Source organism: Campylobacter concisus (genome assembly GCF_002913745.1).
GTDB classification, from domain to species: domain Bacteria; phylum Campylobacterota; class Campylobacteria; order Campylobacterales; family Campylobacteraceae; genus Campylobacter_A; species Campylobacter_A concisus_R.
The window spans coordinates 31,890-48,174 of record NZ_PPCG01000073.1; the positions used below are offsets into that span (position 1 = coordinate 31,890).

The 16,285-nt window shown below is 40.9% G+C and carries 17 protein-coding genes; 10 read left to right on the forward strand and 7 right to left on the reverse strand.

Translation table 11 applies throughout. The features are described from left to right. Positions 1 to 58: 58 nt before the first annotated feature. The 10 genes from CYO90_RS08930 (at position 59) to mog (ending at position 10,971) form a co-directional block, all read left to right on the forward strand. A complete protein-coding gene (locus CYO90_RS08930; RefSeq protein WP_103579243.1) occupies positions 59 to 1,165 on the forward strand; it encodes an MlaE family ABC transporter permease in 1,107 nt (368 codons plus the stop codon). Continuing rightward, positions 1,162 to 1,902, forward strand: a complete 741-nt coding sequence (locus CYO90_RS08935; RefSeq protein ID WP_103579244.1) for an ABC transporter ATP-binding protein — start codon at positions 1,162 to 1,164, stop codon at positions 1,900 to 1,902. Before CYO90_RS08930 ends, CYO90_RS08935 begins: the two co-directional genes overlap by 4 nt. Continuing rightward, entirely contained in the window at positions 1,903 to 2,835 is a 933-nt protein-coding gene (locus CYO90_RS08940) for an MlaD family protein (RefSeq protein ID WP_002940905.1), read from the forward strand. It begins immediately after the preceding gene. Further along, positions 2,832 to 3,392 (forward strand): ABC-type transport auxiliary lipoprotein family protein, encoded by a 561-nt coding sequence (locus tag CYO90_RS08945; RefSeq protein WP_103579245.1) that lies wholly within the window; start codon positions 2,832 to 2,834, stop codon positions 3,390 to 3,392. Before CYO90_RS08940 ends, CYO90_RS08945 begins: the two co-directional genes overlap by 4 nt. A 103-nt stretch (positions 3,393 to 3,495) precedes the next feature. Next, a complete protein-coding gene (locus CYO90_RS08950; RefSeq protein WP_021092346.1) occupies positions 3,496 to 4,914 on the forward strand; it encodes a COG3400 family protein in 1,419 nt (472 codons plus the stop codon). 3 nt (positions 4,915 to 4,917) lie between these two features. Next, positions 4,918 to 5,955 carry a 3-dehydroquinate synthase gene (aroB, locus tag CYO90_RS08955; RefSeq protein ID WP_103579246.1) on the forward strand — a complete coding sequence of 346 codons (1,038 nt, stop codon included), beginning with the start codon at positions 4,918 to 4,920 and terminating at the stop codon, positions 5,953 to 5,955. Next, positions 5,952 to 7,541, forward strand: coding sequence for a mechanosensitive ion channel domain-containing protein (locus CYO90_RS08960; protein ID WP_021084642.1), 1,590 nt, complete (start codon positions 5,952 to 5,954; stop codon positions 7,539 to 7,541). Before aroB ends, CYO90_RS08960 begins: the two co-directional genes overlap by 4 nt. Further along, entirely contained in the window at positions 7,541 to 8,779 is a 1,239-nt protein-coding gene (gene mtaB, locus CYO90_RS08965) for a tRNA (N(6)-L-threonylcarbamoyladenosine(37)-C(2))-methylthiotransferase MtaB (protein ID WP_103579247.1), read from the forward strand. The genes CYO90_RS08960 and mtaB overlap by 1 nt, the downstream gene beginning before the upstream one ends. Next, positions 8,766 to 10,418 (forward strand): ATP-dependent metallopeptidase FtsH/Yme1/Tma family protein, encoded by a 1,653-nt coding sequence (locus tag CYO90_RS08970; RefSeq protein WP_103579301.1) that lies wholly within the window; start codon positions 8,766 to 8,768, stop codon positions 10,416 to 10,418. The genes mtaB and CYO90_RS08970 overlap by 14 nt, the downstream gene beginning before the upstream one ends. A 13-nt stretch (positions 10,419 to 10,431) precedes the next feature. Further along, positions 10,432 to 10,971: a molybdopterin adenylyltransferase gene (mog, locus tag CYO90_RS08975; RefSeq protein ID WP_002940911.1), complete on the forward strand. Its 540-nt coding sequence runs from the start codon at positions 10,432 to 10,434 to the stop codon at positions 10,969 to 10,971. Between the two features lie 176 nt (positions 10,972 to 11,147). Here mog and CYO90_RS08980 read toward each other — a convergent pair whose 3' ends face one another. The 7 genes from CYO90_RS08980 to CYO90_RS09010 form a co-directional block, all read right to left on the reverse strand. Next, positions 11,148 to 11,360, reverse strand: coding sequence for a hypothetical protein (locus CYO90_RS08980; RefSeq protein WP_141090553.1), 213 nt, complete (start codon positions 11,358 to 11,360; stop codon positions 11,148 to 11,150). Positions 11,361 to 11,508: 148 nt separating this feature from the next. Next, positions 11,509 to 12,123, reverse strand: coding sequence for a thiamine phosphate synthase (locus CYO90_RS08985; RefSeq protein WP_103579249.1), 615 nt, complete (start codon positions 12,121 to 12,123; stop codon positions 11,509 to 11,511). Next, positions 12,116 to 13,270: a 2-iminoacetate synthase ThiH gene (thiH, locus tag CYO90_RS08990; RefSeq protein WP_103579250.1), complete on the reverse strand. Its 1,155-nt coding sequence runs from the start codon at positions 13,268 to 13,270 to the stop codon at positions 12,116 to 12,118. The genes CYO90_RS08985 and thiH overlap by 8 nt, the downstream gene beginning before the upstream one ends. Beyond that, positions 13,270 to 14,034 carry a thiazole synthase gene (locus CYO90_RS08995; RefSeq protein ID WP_021084623.1) on the reverse strand — a complete coding sequence of 255 codons (765 nt, stop codon included), beginning with the start codon at positions 14,032 to 14,034 and terminating at the stop codon, positions 13,270 to 13,272. The genes thiH and CYO90_RS08995 overlap by 1 nt, the downstream gene beginning before the upstream one ends. Next, positions 14,035 to 14,886 (reverse strand): sulfur carrier protein ThiS adenylyltransferase ThiF, encoded by an 852-nt coding sequence (gene thiF, locus CYO90_RS09000; protein ID WP_103579302.1) that lies wholly within the window; start codon positions 14,884 to 14,886, stop codon positions 14,035 to 14,037. A 7-nt stretch (positions 14,887 to 14,893) separates the two neighbouring features. Beyond that, the gene (gene thiS / locus CYO90_RS09005) at positions 14,894 to 15,097 is read right to left on the reverse strand and encodes a sulfur carrier protein ThiS (RefSeq protein WP_103579251.1); all 204 of its coding nucleotides are present in this window, start codon (positions 15,095 to 15,097) and stop codon (positions 14,894 to 14,896) included. Then, a complete protein-coding gene (locus CYO90_RS09010) occupies positions 15,097 to 16,275 on the reverse strand; it encodes a pyridoxal phosphate-dependent aminotransferase (protein ID WP_103579252.1) in 1,179 nt (392 codons plus the stop codon). The genes thiS and CYO90_RS09010 overlap by 1 nt, the downstream gene beginning before the upstream one ends. Positions 16,276 to 16,285: the final 10 nt, after the last annotated feature.

Below are 16,285 nucleotides of genomic sequence, written 5' to 3' on the forward strand. Positions count from 1 at the left end.
TTTTTTATTTTAACAAAATTTATAATATAATCCAGAAATTTTAAGGCAAAGGAACTTTTTGCAAAAAAGAAATGATATCGTTTTTACCGAAGCAAACGGCACTGCGACCATAAAATTTGCAGGCGAGTTTAGCTACAAAGAGTCTAAAAATTTACAAAGCATTTTTAAAAAAATCCAAAAGCTTAACGGCAATGTTAAATTTGACTTTAGCGAGCTAAAGAGCATTGATTATGCTGTTTTGATCCTTTTAAAAAACACGCTAAATGGCAAGAAATTTGAGATCATCACAAATGATGAGAAGATAAAGGCGATGAGCGATCTTTTAAATGACGAGAAGATCGACTTTAACTATATGCCGCCGCACAATAGTCTAAATTTCTTCTCGCGCTTAGGAGAGAAAATTTGCGAGGGATTTGTAAATTTGCTCGAGTTTGGCTCGTTTTTGGGTGAGTTTTTGATAAAGAGCGTGAGGATTTTATTTAATCCTGCAAATTTAAGATTTAGAGAATTTAGCAACTACATAAAAGATGGTGGCGTAAATGCTGTTTTCATCGTCTCGCTCACCGCTTTTTTGATAGGCGTAGTGCTTGCATATCTTGGTAGTGCGATGCTCGCAAGCTTTGGGGCAAGTATATTTATAGTTGAGATCATGGGCATGCTAACGCTTAGAGAGGTGGCCCCGCTCATCGCTGCTATCGTCGTGGCGGGTAGATCAGCCTCTAGCTTTACCGCGCAAATTGGCGCGATGAAGCTAACTGAGGAGATAGACGCGATGAAGACGATGGGCTTTGAGCCTTTTAACTTCTTGGTCTTGCCGCGCATCATCGCCATGGTGCTTTGCGTGCCTGTCATCATCTTTATAGCTGATAGCATAAGCATCTTAGGGCAGATGATCATTTGCCAAACGATACTTGATATCAGCTTTAGCGACTATCTTAATAGATTTCGCGAAATGGTCGAGCTTAGGCACTTTGCTGTTGGCATGATAAAGGCTCCGTTTTTTGGCGCGGTGATAGCGATCATTGGCTGCATGAGGGGATTTGGCGTTAGTCAAAACGCCCAAAGCCTTGGAGCGATGACAACCGTTAGCGTTGTAAATGCGATATTTTGGGTCATTGCGCTTGATGCATTTTTCGCGATAATTTTTATGTGGCTAAAGATATGAACGAGATAATAGTTGGAAAAAACATAACGACAAGTTATGGCGACAAGATAATGCACGATAATGTGAGCTGGAGCGTCAAAGAGGCTGAAATTTACGGCTTTTTAGGCGGCAGTGGCGCTGGTAAAACGACGCTAATGAAGACGATGATATATCTAAAAAAGCCAAGCAAGGGCGATATATTTTTTGATGGCGTCAATATGTGGAAAAGTAGTCAAGAGGAGCAGCAAGAGATAAAGCTAAAAAGTGGGACGATGTTTCAGTTTGGAGCGCTTTATAGCTCGATGACGATCCTTGATAACGTGGGCGTTTTGCTCCATGAATACTCTAAATTTAACAAGCGCCAGATCGATGAGATAGCGATGTTTTGGATACAAAAGGTGGGGCTTAAAAAAGAGGTTTCAATGCTCTATCCAAGCGAGCTAAGTGGCGGTATGAAAAAAAGAGCCGCACTAGCAAGAGCCTTGGTGTTAAGTCCTAGGGTGCTATTTTTGGATGAGCCAAACAGCGGCCTTGATCCAATTAGCTCACGCCAGATGGACGCGCTCATAAAAGAGCTTCGTGATAGCATCGGTGTAACTGTCGTCATGGTGACACATGATGCGGATAGTATTTTTGATATTTTGGATAGATTTTTGATAATAGATAACAAAAAGATAGCCTTTGAGGGAGATATAAAAGAGCTTGAGCATCTTGAAAACAACCCGCTTGAAGAGCTATTTAAAATGAGGAAAAAGTAGATGGAAAATAGAAATTCTTATACCATTGTCGGCATGTTTTTCATAGCCTGCCTTACAGCGTTTGCCATATTTATCTGGTGGATGACTAGCAAAAATAACACAAAGGTTGATTTTAAAGAGTATTACATCCACACAAGCGAGCTGCCAAGCGGGCTAAAGGTTGATTCTACGGTTAAATTTATCGGCGTGCCAGCTGGAAGTGTTAGCGATATAAATTTTGTCGATGACAAAAATGCTCTTATAAATATCACAATGAAGATAAGAGAGGATCTACCTATCAAGGCTGATAGCGTGGCTAGCATCGAAGTTCAGGCGATTAGCGGTGTGGCTAGTATCAATATAAGCCGAGGCACGAAGGATTTTAAACCAGGCGATAAGCCTATCTTAAAGCTTGAAGAGAGCCTTCTTTCAAAGCTTGGAAACAACGCTGAGAACATCACTTTAAAGATAAATCAAACCCTTGATAAAGTTGATGGCTTTTTCTCAGCTGAAAATATCTCTCACATCGAGTCAATCCTAAGAAATATTGATAAATTTACTCAGGTTTTAACCGATGAAAATGGCTTAAGCGAGGTTGATAGCATCGTTAAAAATGTAAAAAATTTCACCGACAGCCTAAATAAAACAGACACAAAAGAGCTTGCTAAAAATTTAAACACGCTAATCGCAAGTGCAAATTCAGTTTTCAAATCAGCAAATTCAGCCGTCACTGGATATAGTTCGCTTCAAGATATCATCACTCAAAAGGTAAAAAACGGCGAGTATGACCTTAGAAACACGGTCTCTCCACTTCTTAGAGAGGCTAGCGAGTTTTTAAATGGATTTGACAAGACGCTACGTGAGTTTAGAGGCGCGCTTCAAAGGCTTGAGGACAATCCTTACGAGTTCTTCTTCACAAATCCAGTGCCAAATGACAAAGGAGATAAAAAATGAGAAATTTAATCTTTCTAGCAGCTGCATTTTTATTTTTTGGCTGCTCGCTAAAGACCGACGTGCCAGTGGCAACTATGTATGAAATTCACTACTCAAACAAAGAGTGCTCAGCTGAAAACAAGCAAAAAGAGCTAAAAAATGTCTTCATAGAAAACGTAAGCGCCCTTGATATGGTCGATACCAGAAAAATTTTAATCGTCGCTGAAAACAATAAGATAAGATATTTGACAGACGCTAAATTTGTCTCTGAGCCAAGCGAGATGATCTATAAGTCGCTTGTAAAAGGGCTTTACTCAAACTGCTCTGCAAAGCCGATATTTTCGCCAAATGCAAAGGATCTTAGGCTAAAAGTTAGCATCATCTCACTTCAAATAAGAGGCGACAAAGCCGAAGTTTCGCTAGCTTATGAGCTATTTAACGCAAACACATCGCTAAAATCAGGCATGATCACAAAAGAAATTTTCTGCCCAGGCCCAAGCTCAAGCACCATTTTTGAGACGATAAACAAGGCTGCAAACTCAGCTATCGATACTTTAATCTCTGAAATAATCTACTAAAATTTTCTTAAATTTTTTGGCTGTGAAAGCTTAAATTTACAGCCAAAAATAGCTTATTTTAAAGACCTTTTGTTATAATGCGGCTTTAAAATACGGAGAATTAATGAAGAAAATTTTAATAATCGCTGGTGGAGCTTTTGCAAGAAATTTTTTAGATAGACTTCTTGGAGCAAAGTCAAATTTACACCACTATATCGTTGTTTCAAACGAAGATCACAGCCAAAAGGCAAATTACGAAAATTTCACATTTTATCAGTTTGATCCAACTAGTCTTTCAAAGCTAAAGAGCATAAGCGATGGCTATTTTAGCCAGTTTTGTATCGTGAGTGAGAACAAAAATGAAGCGGTTGCTGTTTATGAAAATTTAAGACAGATCAGCACAAAGACTGAGACCATTTTTATGAACTCGTGGGAGCTTGATGAAAAGTGCAAGGAGACTTTTGCAAGCGATAAGCACCTAAGCGTGGTTGATATAAGAGATATCGCAGCTTCAAGGCTCATGGACTATCTGCCAGACATGCCTGTATATGCTGATAATATCGGCTTTAGCGAGGGCGAGATCATGGAGGTTAAGGTGCCTATTGGCAGCTCATATATGTATCGCCATGTAAGCTCGATCGCTCAAAAAAGATGGCGGATAGCGCTTATTTACAGGGGTGCTGAGATCATCTTGCCAAAGCCAAATACAATGATCCAGCCAAGCGATATCTTGCTAATCGTTGGCGATCCAAACGTGCTTCAAAACGTTTATCGCTCGATAAAACGCGAAAGTGGGCAGTTTCCAAGTCCATTTGGCAGCAACATCTACACGCTAATCGATATGAGATCAATGAGTAAAGAGCGAGTTAGCAAGCTCATAAAAGATAGTCTATATGTGCATTCAAAGCTAAATAACAAACGCCTTATCTTTAGGGTGATAAACCCAACTTTGGGCGAAAATTTAGAGACGCTAAAGGCTATCAAAGAGAAAAATATCCTTGTTTTGATGGATTATTTTAACAGCGACAATAAATCGATAAAAGATGACGTTTTAAAACACGACATCGGACTAATCATAAGCGACGATAGGTACTTTTTTAAATTTCAAAAGTTATTTTATGAGCTTAAAATTCCAGTGCTAAAAACGGGCAAAATTTTGCTCTCAAAGGTAAAAGAGGGCGTGATACTTGGCGATCAAAGCCAAGAGGTCGAAAATCAATCAGCCGTCATTACAGACTGCTGCGCGCAGCTTGATTTGGAGATGAGATTTTACTATTTTGATAACAAGCATAGCGACGATGAGGCGCTAAAAGAGCACTTTGAGAGCATTAGCACGCTCTTTTCAAAGCGCATAAAGATAGAAAATCACAGCCTGAAAAACCCGCTTGTAAAGCTAAAAGGCACAAATGATCTGCTTCATTTTGTGATGTTTACTAAAAACGTGGCAAATGGCAGCGCTTTTGCCTTTTTATCGACAAATTTAAATAGACTTTATAAAAAACTAAGCCAAAACGCACAGCTTTTTGTGCCAGTAAGTGAGTAGAAAATGCAGATAAATTTAAACCTTAAGGAAAAGGCGTCAAGCTATAAAATTTATATAAATGAGCTTGAGAGATTAGAGCTAAAGGGCAAGGTCGGCATCGTCACAAATGCCAAAGTGGCGGGGCTTCACCTTGAAAAGCTACTTAGCGTTTTAAAGTGCGATGAGAAATTTATCATAAGCGTGCCAGACGGCGAGGAGTATAAAAATCTTGAGACGATAGAGCAAATTTTAGAGCAGCTTTTTGTTAGTAAATTTGACCGCTCATCTACGCTCATAGCTCTTGGTGGTGGCGTCATCAGCGATATGACTGGCTTTGCGGCAAGCATATATGAAAGAGGGATAAGCTTTATAAATATCCCAACCACGCTTCTAGCACAAGTCGATGCTAGTGTGGGCGGAAAAACTGGGGTAAATAACAAATTTGGCAAAAATTTAATTGGCTCATTTTATCAGCCAAAGGCAGTTTTTTGTGAGATAAATTTCTTAAAAACATTGCCAAAGAGAGAATTTGCAGCTGGTGTGGCTGAGGCTTTAAAGATGGCGATAACCTTTGATAAAGAGATGTTTAACTGGCTAAAGAGCGTAAATTTAGATGATGAAAATTTAGCAAAGCTAGTTGAAAAGTCGATAAATTTAAAGGCTAGGGTGGTCGAGCAAGACGAGAAAGAAAAGGGGCTAAGAGCCATCCTAAACTACGGACACACCTTTGCTCACGTAATCGAAAATGAGACAAACTATAAAGAATTTTTACACGGCGAAGCAGTGGCGATAGGTATGAATATGGCAAATCGCCTAAGCGTTAGACTGGGTCTCATGAGCGAGGCGCAGGCAGAGGAGATCAAGCAGGTTTTAGAGAAATTTGATCTGCCTGTAAGCTATAAAATAGAAAATGAATATGTATTTTACGAGGCGTTTTTTATGGATAAAAAGACAAAAGGCGATAAGATAAATTTCATCATCGCAGATAAAATCGGCAGTGCGTTCATCAAAAATGACGTCAAAAAAGAGGACGTTTTAGAAACTTTGAGAGAATTTAAATGAAAAAGATCCTAGTTTTTCTACTTTTTTGCTTTGCACTTTATGCTGAAGAAAACGCTACACTTGAGCAAAATGTCTCACAAAATTTGCAAAATAGCGAGCTTATAAAAGAAATTTCAAACTTAGATAACTCCCTAAAAAACAACATCTGGATCACAAGATACGCCAACTATAACACCTATCAAAAGCTTCTTGATGAGCTAGAGCAAAATGAAAATGAGCTTAAAAAGCTCGATAAAGGCTCAAAAAGAGGTGGCGATCTCATAAAGAGAAGTCAAACTCTAAAAGAGCAGATAAATTTGCTAAAAGAGTATGAGAAAACGCCATTTTCAAATATGCTAGCAGCCCCAGAAATGGAGACACCACCTAGGATAAATAGCCCAGTGGCGCTGGTATCTGGCTTTTCATACATCAAAAAGATAAGAAGCGACAAGATCGAATACCAAAGACACATCAAAGAGCTTGACACCTTGCTTGAGAAGCTTGAGGCAAAAGAGAATTTGCTAAATAGACTAAATTTGATAGATGATAGCGAGCAAAATAGAGCAAGTCTAAATCTTGCAAAGCAAGAGATAGGCGACTTCAAAGCGGCAAAACAGATCGCTGATACCACTTATAGCGTCTATGAAAAAAGGGCAGATGAAGCGGTAAATATGACGACCTCTGACATCAAGGCTCAGTTTTTAAGCATGGGCTACACAGCCATCGTCATCCTTTTAACGATCGGACTAACATTTATCGCTAAATTTATAGTTAAAAGAACGATCACGGATAACGAGAGATTTTACACGGTCAATAAATTCTTAAACGTGCTAAACATCACCGTTATCATCATAATCCTGCTCTTTTCATACATCGAAAACGTCACATATCTAGTAACCGTGCTAGGTTTTGCCTCAGCTGGTATCGCTATCGCGATGAAAGATATGTTTATGAGTATGCTTGGCTGGATGGTTATCATGTTTGGTGGCACGATCCACGTGGGCGACCGCGTCAGAGTCTATCACGACGGTAGCGAATTTGTGGGCGATGTGATAGACATTTCACTGCTTCGCTTAACCGTTTTTGAAGATGTTAGCTACTCAACTTATAAGACAAACCGCCGTGCAGGTAGGATCATCTTTGTGCCAAATAACTACATCTTTACAGACCTCATCGCAAACTACTCGCACTACGGCATGAAGACCGTTTGGGATGGCATAGATGTCGTGATAAGCTTTGATAGCAATCACAAAAAGGCCGCCTATCTAGCAAAAAATATAGTAAAAAAATATTCAAAAGGCTACACTGATATCGCAAAACGTCAGATGAACAAGCTAAGAAGCCAGTACAGCATCAAAAATCCAAACGTAGAGCCAAGAATTTATACATTTTTTGAGCCTTACGGCATAAATATCTCATGCTGGTTTATGTCAAACTCATACGCCACGCTCGCTCTTAGAAGCACGATAAGTGCTGAGATTATAGAGGCATTTTTGGCTCATGATGATATAAAGATAGCTTACCCAACACAAACTATGTTTATAGGCAAAAAAGAAACGCCAAGCGATCACGTAGCTCACGCTGAGCAAGAGGGCGAAAATATCTAATGCAAAAGATATTTTTTAAAACATTTGGATGCCGCACAAACATCTATGACACCGAGCTTTTAAAGAGCTACATCAAAGACTACGAGATCACAAATGACGAAGAGGTCGCTGATATCGTAGTCATAAACTCATGCACCGTGACAAATTCGGCTGATAGCGGCGTTAGAAACTATATAAACGGCGTAAAAAGACGTGGGGCAAAGGTCATACTAACAGGATGTGGCGCGGTTAGTAAGGGCAGGGAGCTTTTTAGTAGCGGCGTCTTTGGCGTGCTAGGAGCTAGTAAAAAGAGTGATTTAAACGAGCTTTTAAAGCAAGAAAAGCCATTTTTTGAGCTTGGAAATTTAAACTCAGTCGATAAAAACATCGTTACAAACTACGAAAATCACACAAAGGCCTTTATAAAAATTCAAGAGGGCTGCAACTTTAACTGCAGCTACTGCATCATCCCTTCAGTGCGTGGCAGAGCTAGGAGCATGGATGAGGCGACGATACTAAAAGAAGCTAGAATTTTAGCTCAAAATGGCTATAATGAGCTCGTTTTAACTGGCACAAACATAGGCAGTTACGGCAAAGATACAAATAGCTCTCTTGGCAAATTGCTAGCAAATTTAGGCAAAATTTCAGGTATCAGACGCATAAGACTTGGCAGTATCGAGCCAAGCCAGATAGATGAGAGCTTTAGAGAAATTTTAAAAGAGGAGTGGCTGGAGCGTCATCTTCACATCGCACTTCAGCACACGAGCGAGGCGATGCTAAAGATCATGCGCAGGCGAAATAACGCATTTAGCGACCTAGAGCTCTTTAATGAGCTAAGCTCTCTTGGTTTTGCTTTGGGGACTGACTATATAGTGGGTCATCCAGGTGAGAGTGAAAAAATTTGGGCAGAAGCGGTGGAAAATTTCAAGAAATTTCCTATCACACATCTGCACGCTTTTGTCTATTCGCCTAGGCGTGATACGCACTCAGCGACGCTAAAGAGCGACGTTAGTGGCGATGTGGCAAAGGCAAGGCTAAAGGTTTTACAAGGCATTGCTTTTAAAAACAATGAAAATTTTAGAAAAAAATATAACGAAACTTTAAAAATTTTAGTCGAGCAAAAAAACGGCGACTTTTACGAAGGCTTTGATCAGTTTTACAACAAAGCTAAAATTTCTAGTCAAAACGACATAACAAAAGAGTGGTTGGAGGTAAGCGAATATGAAATTAAGCCAGATGCCAATTATGCAAAAATTTAAATTTAACAAGAAAAATATCCTGATAATAGCCGCTATGGCTCTGATAATTGCGCTACTTTTTGCTGTGAGCAAAGAGCCACGAAACATCACCTACTCGCAATATATGCAACTAATGGATGGAAATTTCATCGATAAAGCGGTCATCGACGAAGATGAGGTCATCCTCTATGCGCAAAATAACCGCTTTGCCATCATAAAAGAGGGCATAGACATAAAAGAACTCATCAAAAAGGTCCCAGTCGAGCGAAGCGTGCAATATATCACGCCAGGCATGGTTTGGGGGAGCATCATTTTTGTTTGTCTTGTGCTTTGGTATGCATATATTTTTAGGGCTATCAAGAAAAAAGAGGAGAGCCTTTTAAGCAAAAAGGACGGCGCTTTTGAGATAGAAAGCGTGCTAAATCAAAATGCGATGCCAGTCATCTCAAATGTGAGATTTAGCGATGTGGCTGGCATTAGTGAGGTCAAAAGCGAGCTTAGCGAGATAGTTGATTTTCTTAAAAATCCGCAAAAATATAGAAATTTTGGTATCAAAATGCCAAAAGGCGTGCTAATGATCGGCCCTCCAGGAGTTGGTAAGACGCTTGTGGCAAAGGCAGTCGCTGGCGAGGCAAATGTGCCGTTTTTTTATCAAAATGGCGCAAGCTTTGTGCAAATTTACGTCGGCATGGGCGCAAAAAGAGTTAGAGAGCTCTTTAGTAGGGCAAAGTCTTACGCACCATCAATCATCTTTATCGACGAGATAGACGCTGTCGGCAAGAGCAGGGGTGGCACTAGAAACGACGAGCGAGAAGCCACGCTTAATCAGCTGCTAACCGAGATGGACGGCTTTGAAGATAACTCAGGCGTCATCGTCATAGCTGCAACAAATAGGATCGAGATGATCGACGAGGCGCTACTTAGATCAGGGCGCTTTGATAGGCGTATATTTTTATCAATGCCTGATTATAACGACAGGGTGGCGATCCTAAACACATATCTAAGAGATAAAAACTGCGAAGTGTCAGCCGAGGATATCGCTAGAATGAGCATTGGCTTTTCTGGTGCGGCACTTAGCACGCTTGTAAATGAAGCAGCGATAAACGCTCTAAGAAACGGCGAAAGCGTGCTTAGAATGAGGGATTTTGAGGCTGTTTTAAACAAGGTCTTGCTCGGCAAGAAAAAGGTGCTAAGCTACAGCGAGAGCGAGAAGAAAATTCAAGCCATCTACCAAGGTGCAAAGGCGCTAAGTGCTTACTGGTTTGATGTGAAATTTGAAAAAATTTCGCTCATTGAAGACCGCTTTATGGCGACTGAGCAAGAGATCGAGTCAAAGTCACAGATGCTCTCACGCATAAAGGTTTTAATCTCTGGCATGTGCAAGCTCGAGATAGATGAGAACGACATCTTTTCAAACTCAAGCAACGATCTAAATTTGGCAAAAGAGATCGCTTCAAAGATGGTTTATGAGTATGGCATGGGAAATTCTTTCGTGCCAAATCCAAACGATGTGGAAGAAATTTTAAAACAAGCAAAAGATGAGATAATCTCATTTTTAAAGGGCACAAACGAGCAAATCGCAAGGATAAGCTCATATCTGCTTGCTTATGAGAGCGTAGATAAAGAGACGCTTGCTAAAATTTTAAATGAAAACTACTAATAAAGGAGAAAAAATGAAAGCAAAAATAGGAATTCTAACTATGTCAGATCGCGCAAGCGAAGGCACATACGAGGATAAATCAGGCCCAGCGATTAAAGAGGTGCTTGACGGCTGGATAGTAAGCGAGAGAGAGTATTTTTACGAGGTGATCCCTGATGAGCTTGATCTCATAAAAGAGAGGCTCGTGCACATGATAGATGTGCTAGGATGCGACCTTGTACTAACGACTGGAGGCACAGGACCAGCAGTGAGAGATGTCACCCCAGAGGCTACTGAGGCAGTTTGCGAGAAGATGATGCCAGGCTTTGGCGAGCTAATGAGAGCTGCAAGCTTGCAATACGTCCCAACAGCGATCCTATCACGCCAAACAGCAGGCATAAGAGGCCATGCGCTCATCATAAATTTACCAGGACAGCCAAAGGCGATAAAAGAGTGCTTAGAGCCGGTATTTCCAGCGGTGCCATACTGCATTGATCTTATAGAGGGTGCGTTTATCGAGACTGATGAAAATGTGATGAAAGTTTTCCGTCCAAAACAAAAGAAAATCTCTTAAATTTAATTCACAGTAGAGCCTAAATTTAAGCTAGCCATCTTTGGTGGTAGTCAAATTTAGGTTTTTACTTACTATTTTAAATTTATATATTCAAATTTAACTGCAAATAATAAAATTTAGTAGAACATTGCAATAACCAACGATGATAGGCTGGCTGGCGCACTAAGTGGAAAAAGCTATATTTTTGGAAGTGCTAAATTTATGCAAGTGTTTTTAGTAAAACAGATCGCCACATCAGTGATAAATTTAGCAAATAATATATGTATGTGAAATTTGCTATTTTGCACTTTGCTAATGTCAAATTTTACAAAAAATAGGGCAGGTTTTTCGGTAAAAACTGCAAAATTTAGAGCAAATTTTAAATTTGATAAAACTCTAAATTTATACAAAAAAAGATGATGAAATAAGCTAGAGTTGCAAAGCAATGTTTAATAAATTTAATAAAAGAAAATTTAAAAGGCAAGCTCCATTAGCTAAAATTAGATCAAATTTGCCAAATTTGCATAAAATAATATGTAAAATTTTATGCAAATAAAGCTAAATTTGCTCGTTTTTGCTCTTTGTTATCTTTTTTATAAGCTCCATATCGCCGTTCATTGCTAAACTCATAAAGCAAATGCCGTTTGCGCCAGCTTTTATGGCCTCTTTGTAGTTTTTGTTGTCTAGTCCGCCAAGTGCGTAAATTTCTTTATCAAAACTTTTTAGCTCGCTTATAAAATTTACTCCTTTTGGCTCTAAGCCCGCCTTGCAAGAGGTGGCAAATATATGAGAAGCAACGAGTACATCGGCGATTGAGGCTGAAATTTTAGCTTGCTCTAGGTCGTGAGCTGGGGCGTAAATTTTAGCTGTTTTTCTAAATTCATCTAAAAAAACGCCGTGATTTTTAAAAAATTCAAGCTGTGCCGAAGTGAGCCAAAAATCGCTCTTTAGCTTGCAAGCTACGTCAAAAAATTGATTAATGATAAATTTCTTGCGGTAGTTTTCACAAATTTGAGCCACAACCCTAGCAAGATCATAAAAATTAGCCTCGTTTAGCCCCTTTGCACGAAGCAAAATTTCATCCACGCCAGCCTTGCAAAGTAGCTCTATCCTCTTTAAAAAATCATCGCCCTCATAGCTTTCAAAGTCGGCCACGCAGAGAATTTTAAACATAGACATACTCGCTCATCAAGGGCTCTAGGCCGTTTGCTTTTATCATTGCTTTTATCTCATCCACGCTTCTGCCATCACTTATCTCAAACTGCTCGTCGCCCTTTTTCTCTTCGCCGTGAGCGCCGATGCTTACTTTTACGCCAGCGCTTATCTTATTTGCGGCGATCTTTACGGCGTTATCGCGAAATTTCGCCTTTTCTCTGGTCGAGATCGTTATGCTAGCTGTTGGCATGAAAATTCTATAAGCGCAGATCACTTGTAAAAGCTCGCGCTCGCCAACGTCGCGTGGGTTGATGCGGTCGTTATTTATGATAGGGCGAAGTCTTGGGCATGAAAACGCGATCTCGGCGTGCGGATACTTTTTTTGAACTAAGCTTGCGTGAAGTGCCGTAGCAAAGGCGTCAAGTCTAAAGTCATCTATGCCAAGAAGTGCGGCAAAACCGACTCCTCTCATGCCTCCAAGAAGCGCTCGCTCTTGCGCATTTAAGCGGTATGGGAAAATTCTTTTATTGCCACCAAGGTGGATTTTTTCATATTTTGTGGGATTGTAGGTCTCTTGAAAGACGGTCACGTAGTCTGCGCCACTTTTGTGAAGCAGGGCGTAGCCATCTGAATTTAATGGGTAAATTTCAACCCCAACGACTTTAAAAAATTTCTTTGCCAAAGCGCAGGCATTTGCGATGTAAGCGACACTTGAGTTAGTCTCGCTCTCGCCAGTTAGGATCAAAATTTCTTCTAAGCCACTCTTTGAAATTTCTCTTAACTCCCTTGTGATCTCTTCGTCGCTTAGCTTTGCTCTTTTTATATTATTTTTAGCGTTAAAACCGCAATAAACACAGAGGTTATCGCAGTAGTTTGCTATGTAAAGCGGGGTAAAAAGCGTGATGTTTGAGCCAAAATTTGCCCTTGTCTTTGCCTGAGCTAGTTGGGCTATTTGCTCTAAAAATGGCGCTGCAGCAGGCGAGAGCAGGGCTTTTAAATTTTCAAGTGAGCAGTGCTTTGCATTAAGAGCTGCTTTTACGTCAGCCTCGCTGTAAATTTCTGGCTTATAGTTCGCTCGCTCTTTTAAAATTTCATCCATGATCTCACTGCCAACATCCTGCATGTGAGGTAGTAGCTGCATGTGGTCGGTTCTAGTAAATTTCATCAGTCTAAAAATCCAGTGAGCGGTGATGAGGCGTTTGCACTTTTGCTCTTTGCGCCAAGGCCTGCTAGATAGGCGTTGCGACCAGCGATGATCGCCTCTTTGAAAGCTCTTGCCATGAGCGGGATATTTTTAGATGAGGCGATGGCTGTGTTTGCCATGATCGCAGCTGCTCCCATCTCCATCGCTTCGCACGCTTGTGATGGCCTACCTATGCCAGCATCAACGATGATTTGCGTATCAAGCTCGTTTATCAAAATTTCAATGATATCTTTAAAAACTAGCCCTTGGTTTGAGCCAATGGGCGCAGCTAGAGGCATTATACAGCTTGCTCCTGCGCTTAGCATCGCTCTTGCGGCATTTAGATCAGGGAACATATATGGCATTGGCACAAAGCCGTCATTTGCCAAAGCTTCGCACGCTTTTATCGTTTCGGCGTTGTCTGGAAAGAGAAATTTAGAGTCAGTTATGATCTCTATCTTAACAAGCTCGCCGCATCCAAGCTCACGTGCAAGCTGTGCGATACGAACGGCCTCTTTGGCATTTCTAGCGCCACTTGTGTTTGGCAAAAGCGTCACGCCTTTTGGAATAAAGTCAAGTATATTTCGCTCTTTGCTCTCGTTTATGCGCCTAAGAGCAAGGGTTAGAATTTGCGCTCCAGCTTCGTTTATGGCTGAGTCGATGAGCTCGTGCGAATACTTGCCAGAGCCAAGGATAAAGCGGCTTTGAAACTCCTTACCGCCAAGGATCAAACTATCACTTTGCACTTACGCCTCCAAGCCCATAAGCAGTCTAATGGCTAAATTTGCCTCGTGGTTTGCGCAGACTGCGACGCGCGGCGCCATGAGCCCTTGACCGATCTTTGCCTCGTTTGTGAGGTCGCCGCAAAGATAGACATTTTTAGCAAATTTTATGGTTTTTATGAGATTTGAGCTAAAGTATCCAGCCATGCCAGAGGCGCCGATGATCTTTTTATCTTTTAGGCTGGCACCTGCCTCATTTAGTATCATCGCCTTGCCAGCGACGTTGTCAAAGGCTTCGCATAAAATTTCACACTCGCCAAAGACGCTAGCCACGTTTTTTTCATCTAAAAATATATCGTGAGTTTCGACCTCAACAAAGGGATTGACGTCATTTATCAGCTCTTTAAGCGCCTGCGTCTTTTTCAAGCCGATGTGGCGGACAAAATACTGCTGGCGGTTTAGATTGCTTGGCTCAACGACGTCAAAGTCGGCAAGCACTAACTTTTTTACGCCAACTCTTGCAAGACTTAGCGCGATATTTGAGCCAAGACCGCCAAGTCCAGCCACGCCGATCACCGCTTTACTTAGGGCTAAATTTAGTTCAGGGCTGTTTCGTGAGGCGATCATCGCGCGTAAAACTTCACGCTCAGGCATCACGCCACGCCTTATAAATACGACGTTTGAGCCATCTTTTAGCTTGCTATCTTCTTTTATGGCAAAGCCATCAACGATAAAAATGTCTGGCTTTGTCGCGTTAAATTTCTCTAAAAATTTATAAATTTCACTCTCTTTATCGCCAAGCGCAAGCTCTTTTAGCTCGCTAAGGCTTTTTACTGGCACCTTAAAATTTGCGCCGTTTAATACAATCTCTATCATTTTCTCCTCATCCACCGCCAACTAAAGTGACGATCTCATAAGCTTTGCCTTCACTCATGAAGCGCTCACTCCAAAGCTTTTTTGGCAAAATTTCTCCGTCTCGCTCAAGGGCTATAAATTTAAGCTCATAGCCATTTTGAGCTAAAAATTCATAAACATTTATATCGTTTTCAAGCTCGAAAATTTTGCCATTTACTCTAAATTTGATCATTAAATTTTGTAGCTTTTTACAAAATTTGCGATCCTCTCGATCGCTTTTTTTATGCTCTCGATGTCTGTCGCAAAAGAAATTCTAAAATATCCATCCATGCCAAAGCCCATACCTGGCACGGTCGCTACGTTCGCCTCTTCAAGCATTTTTTTACAAAATCTAAGTGAGTCGCTATCTACATCTTTGCATTTTACAAATAGATAAAACGCGCCATCAGGCTTAACTACGCTTAGCCCAGGGATAGCGTTTATCATCTCAACTGCCACGTCGCGTCTTCTCTCATACTCTTTTCTCATGTTTTCGATATCGTCGTCGGTTTCTCCAAGAAGTGACGGGATAGCGCCTATTTGCACGATTGAGCTAATGTTACTTGTGCTTTGGCTTTGAAGCTTTTTGATACCAGCAATTAGCCAGTCCATCGAGCTTGCGATATAGCCAAATCTCCAGCCAGGCATCGCGCCGCACTTGCTTAGGCCATTTATCGTGACCGTTCTTTTAAAAAGATCCTCGCTCACTGAGGCTACTGCGTGAAATTTCTTGCCGTAGATCACTTTTTCATAAATTTCATCGCTTGTAATGATGATGTCAGTGTCCTTTAAAACCTCGCCAAATGCCGCGATCTCCTCTTTTGTATATACGGCTCCAGTTGGGTTTGTCGGATGATTTAGCGAAAAGACTTTTGTTTTTGGTGTGATCGCTTTTTTTAGCTGTTCGGCTGTGACTTTGAAATTTGTGCTCTCATCCGCCTCGATAAAGATAGGCACGCCACCACAAAATTTAACGATCTCAGGGTAGCTCACCCAGTATGGAGATGGGATGATGACCTCGTCGCCTGGGTTGATAAGCGCTTGAAATACATTAAAAAGTGAGTGTTTTGCGCCGATATTTGTGACGATTTGATTTGCTTTGTAGTCAAGTCCGTTATCTCTTTTTAGCTTTGCTCTAATGGCCTCTATGACCTCAGGCAGGCCCGGCACTGGCGTGTATTTGCCACTTTTGCTATCGTTATCAAGTGCGTTTTTTACAGTTTCTCTTATCTTTTTTGGAGTCATAAAGTCAGGCTCACCAGCTGAAAGTGAGATCACGTCGATGCCAGCAGCCTTCATCTCTTTGGCCTTTGTGCTGATCGCGATTGTGATTGATTCGCTCAATGTTTGCATTCTGTTTGCTAGTTGCATTTTCGTCCTT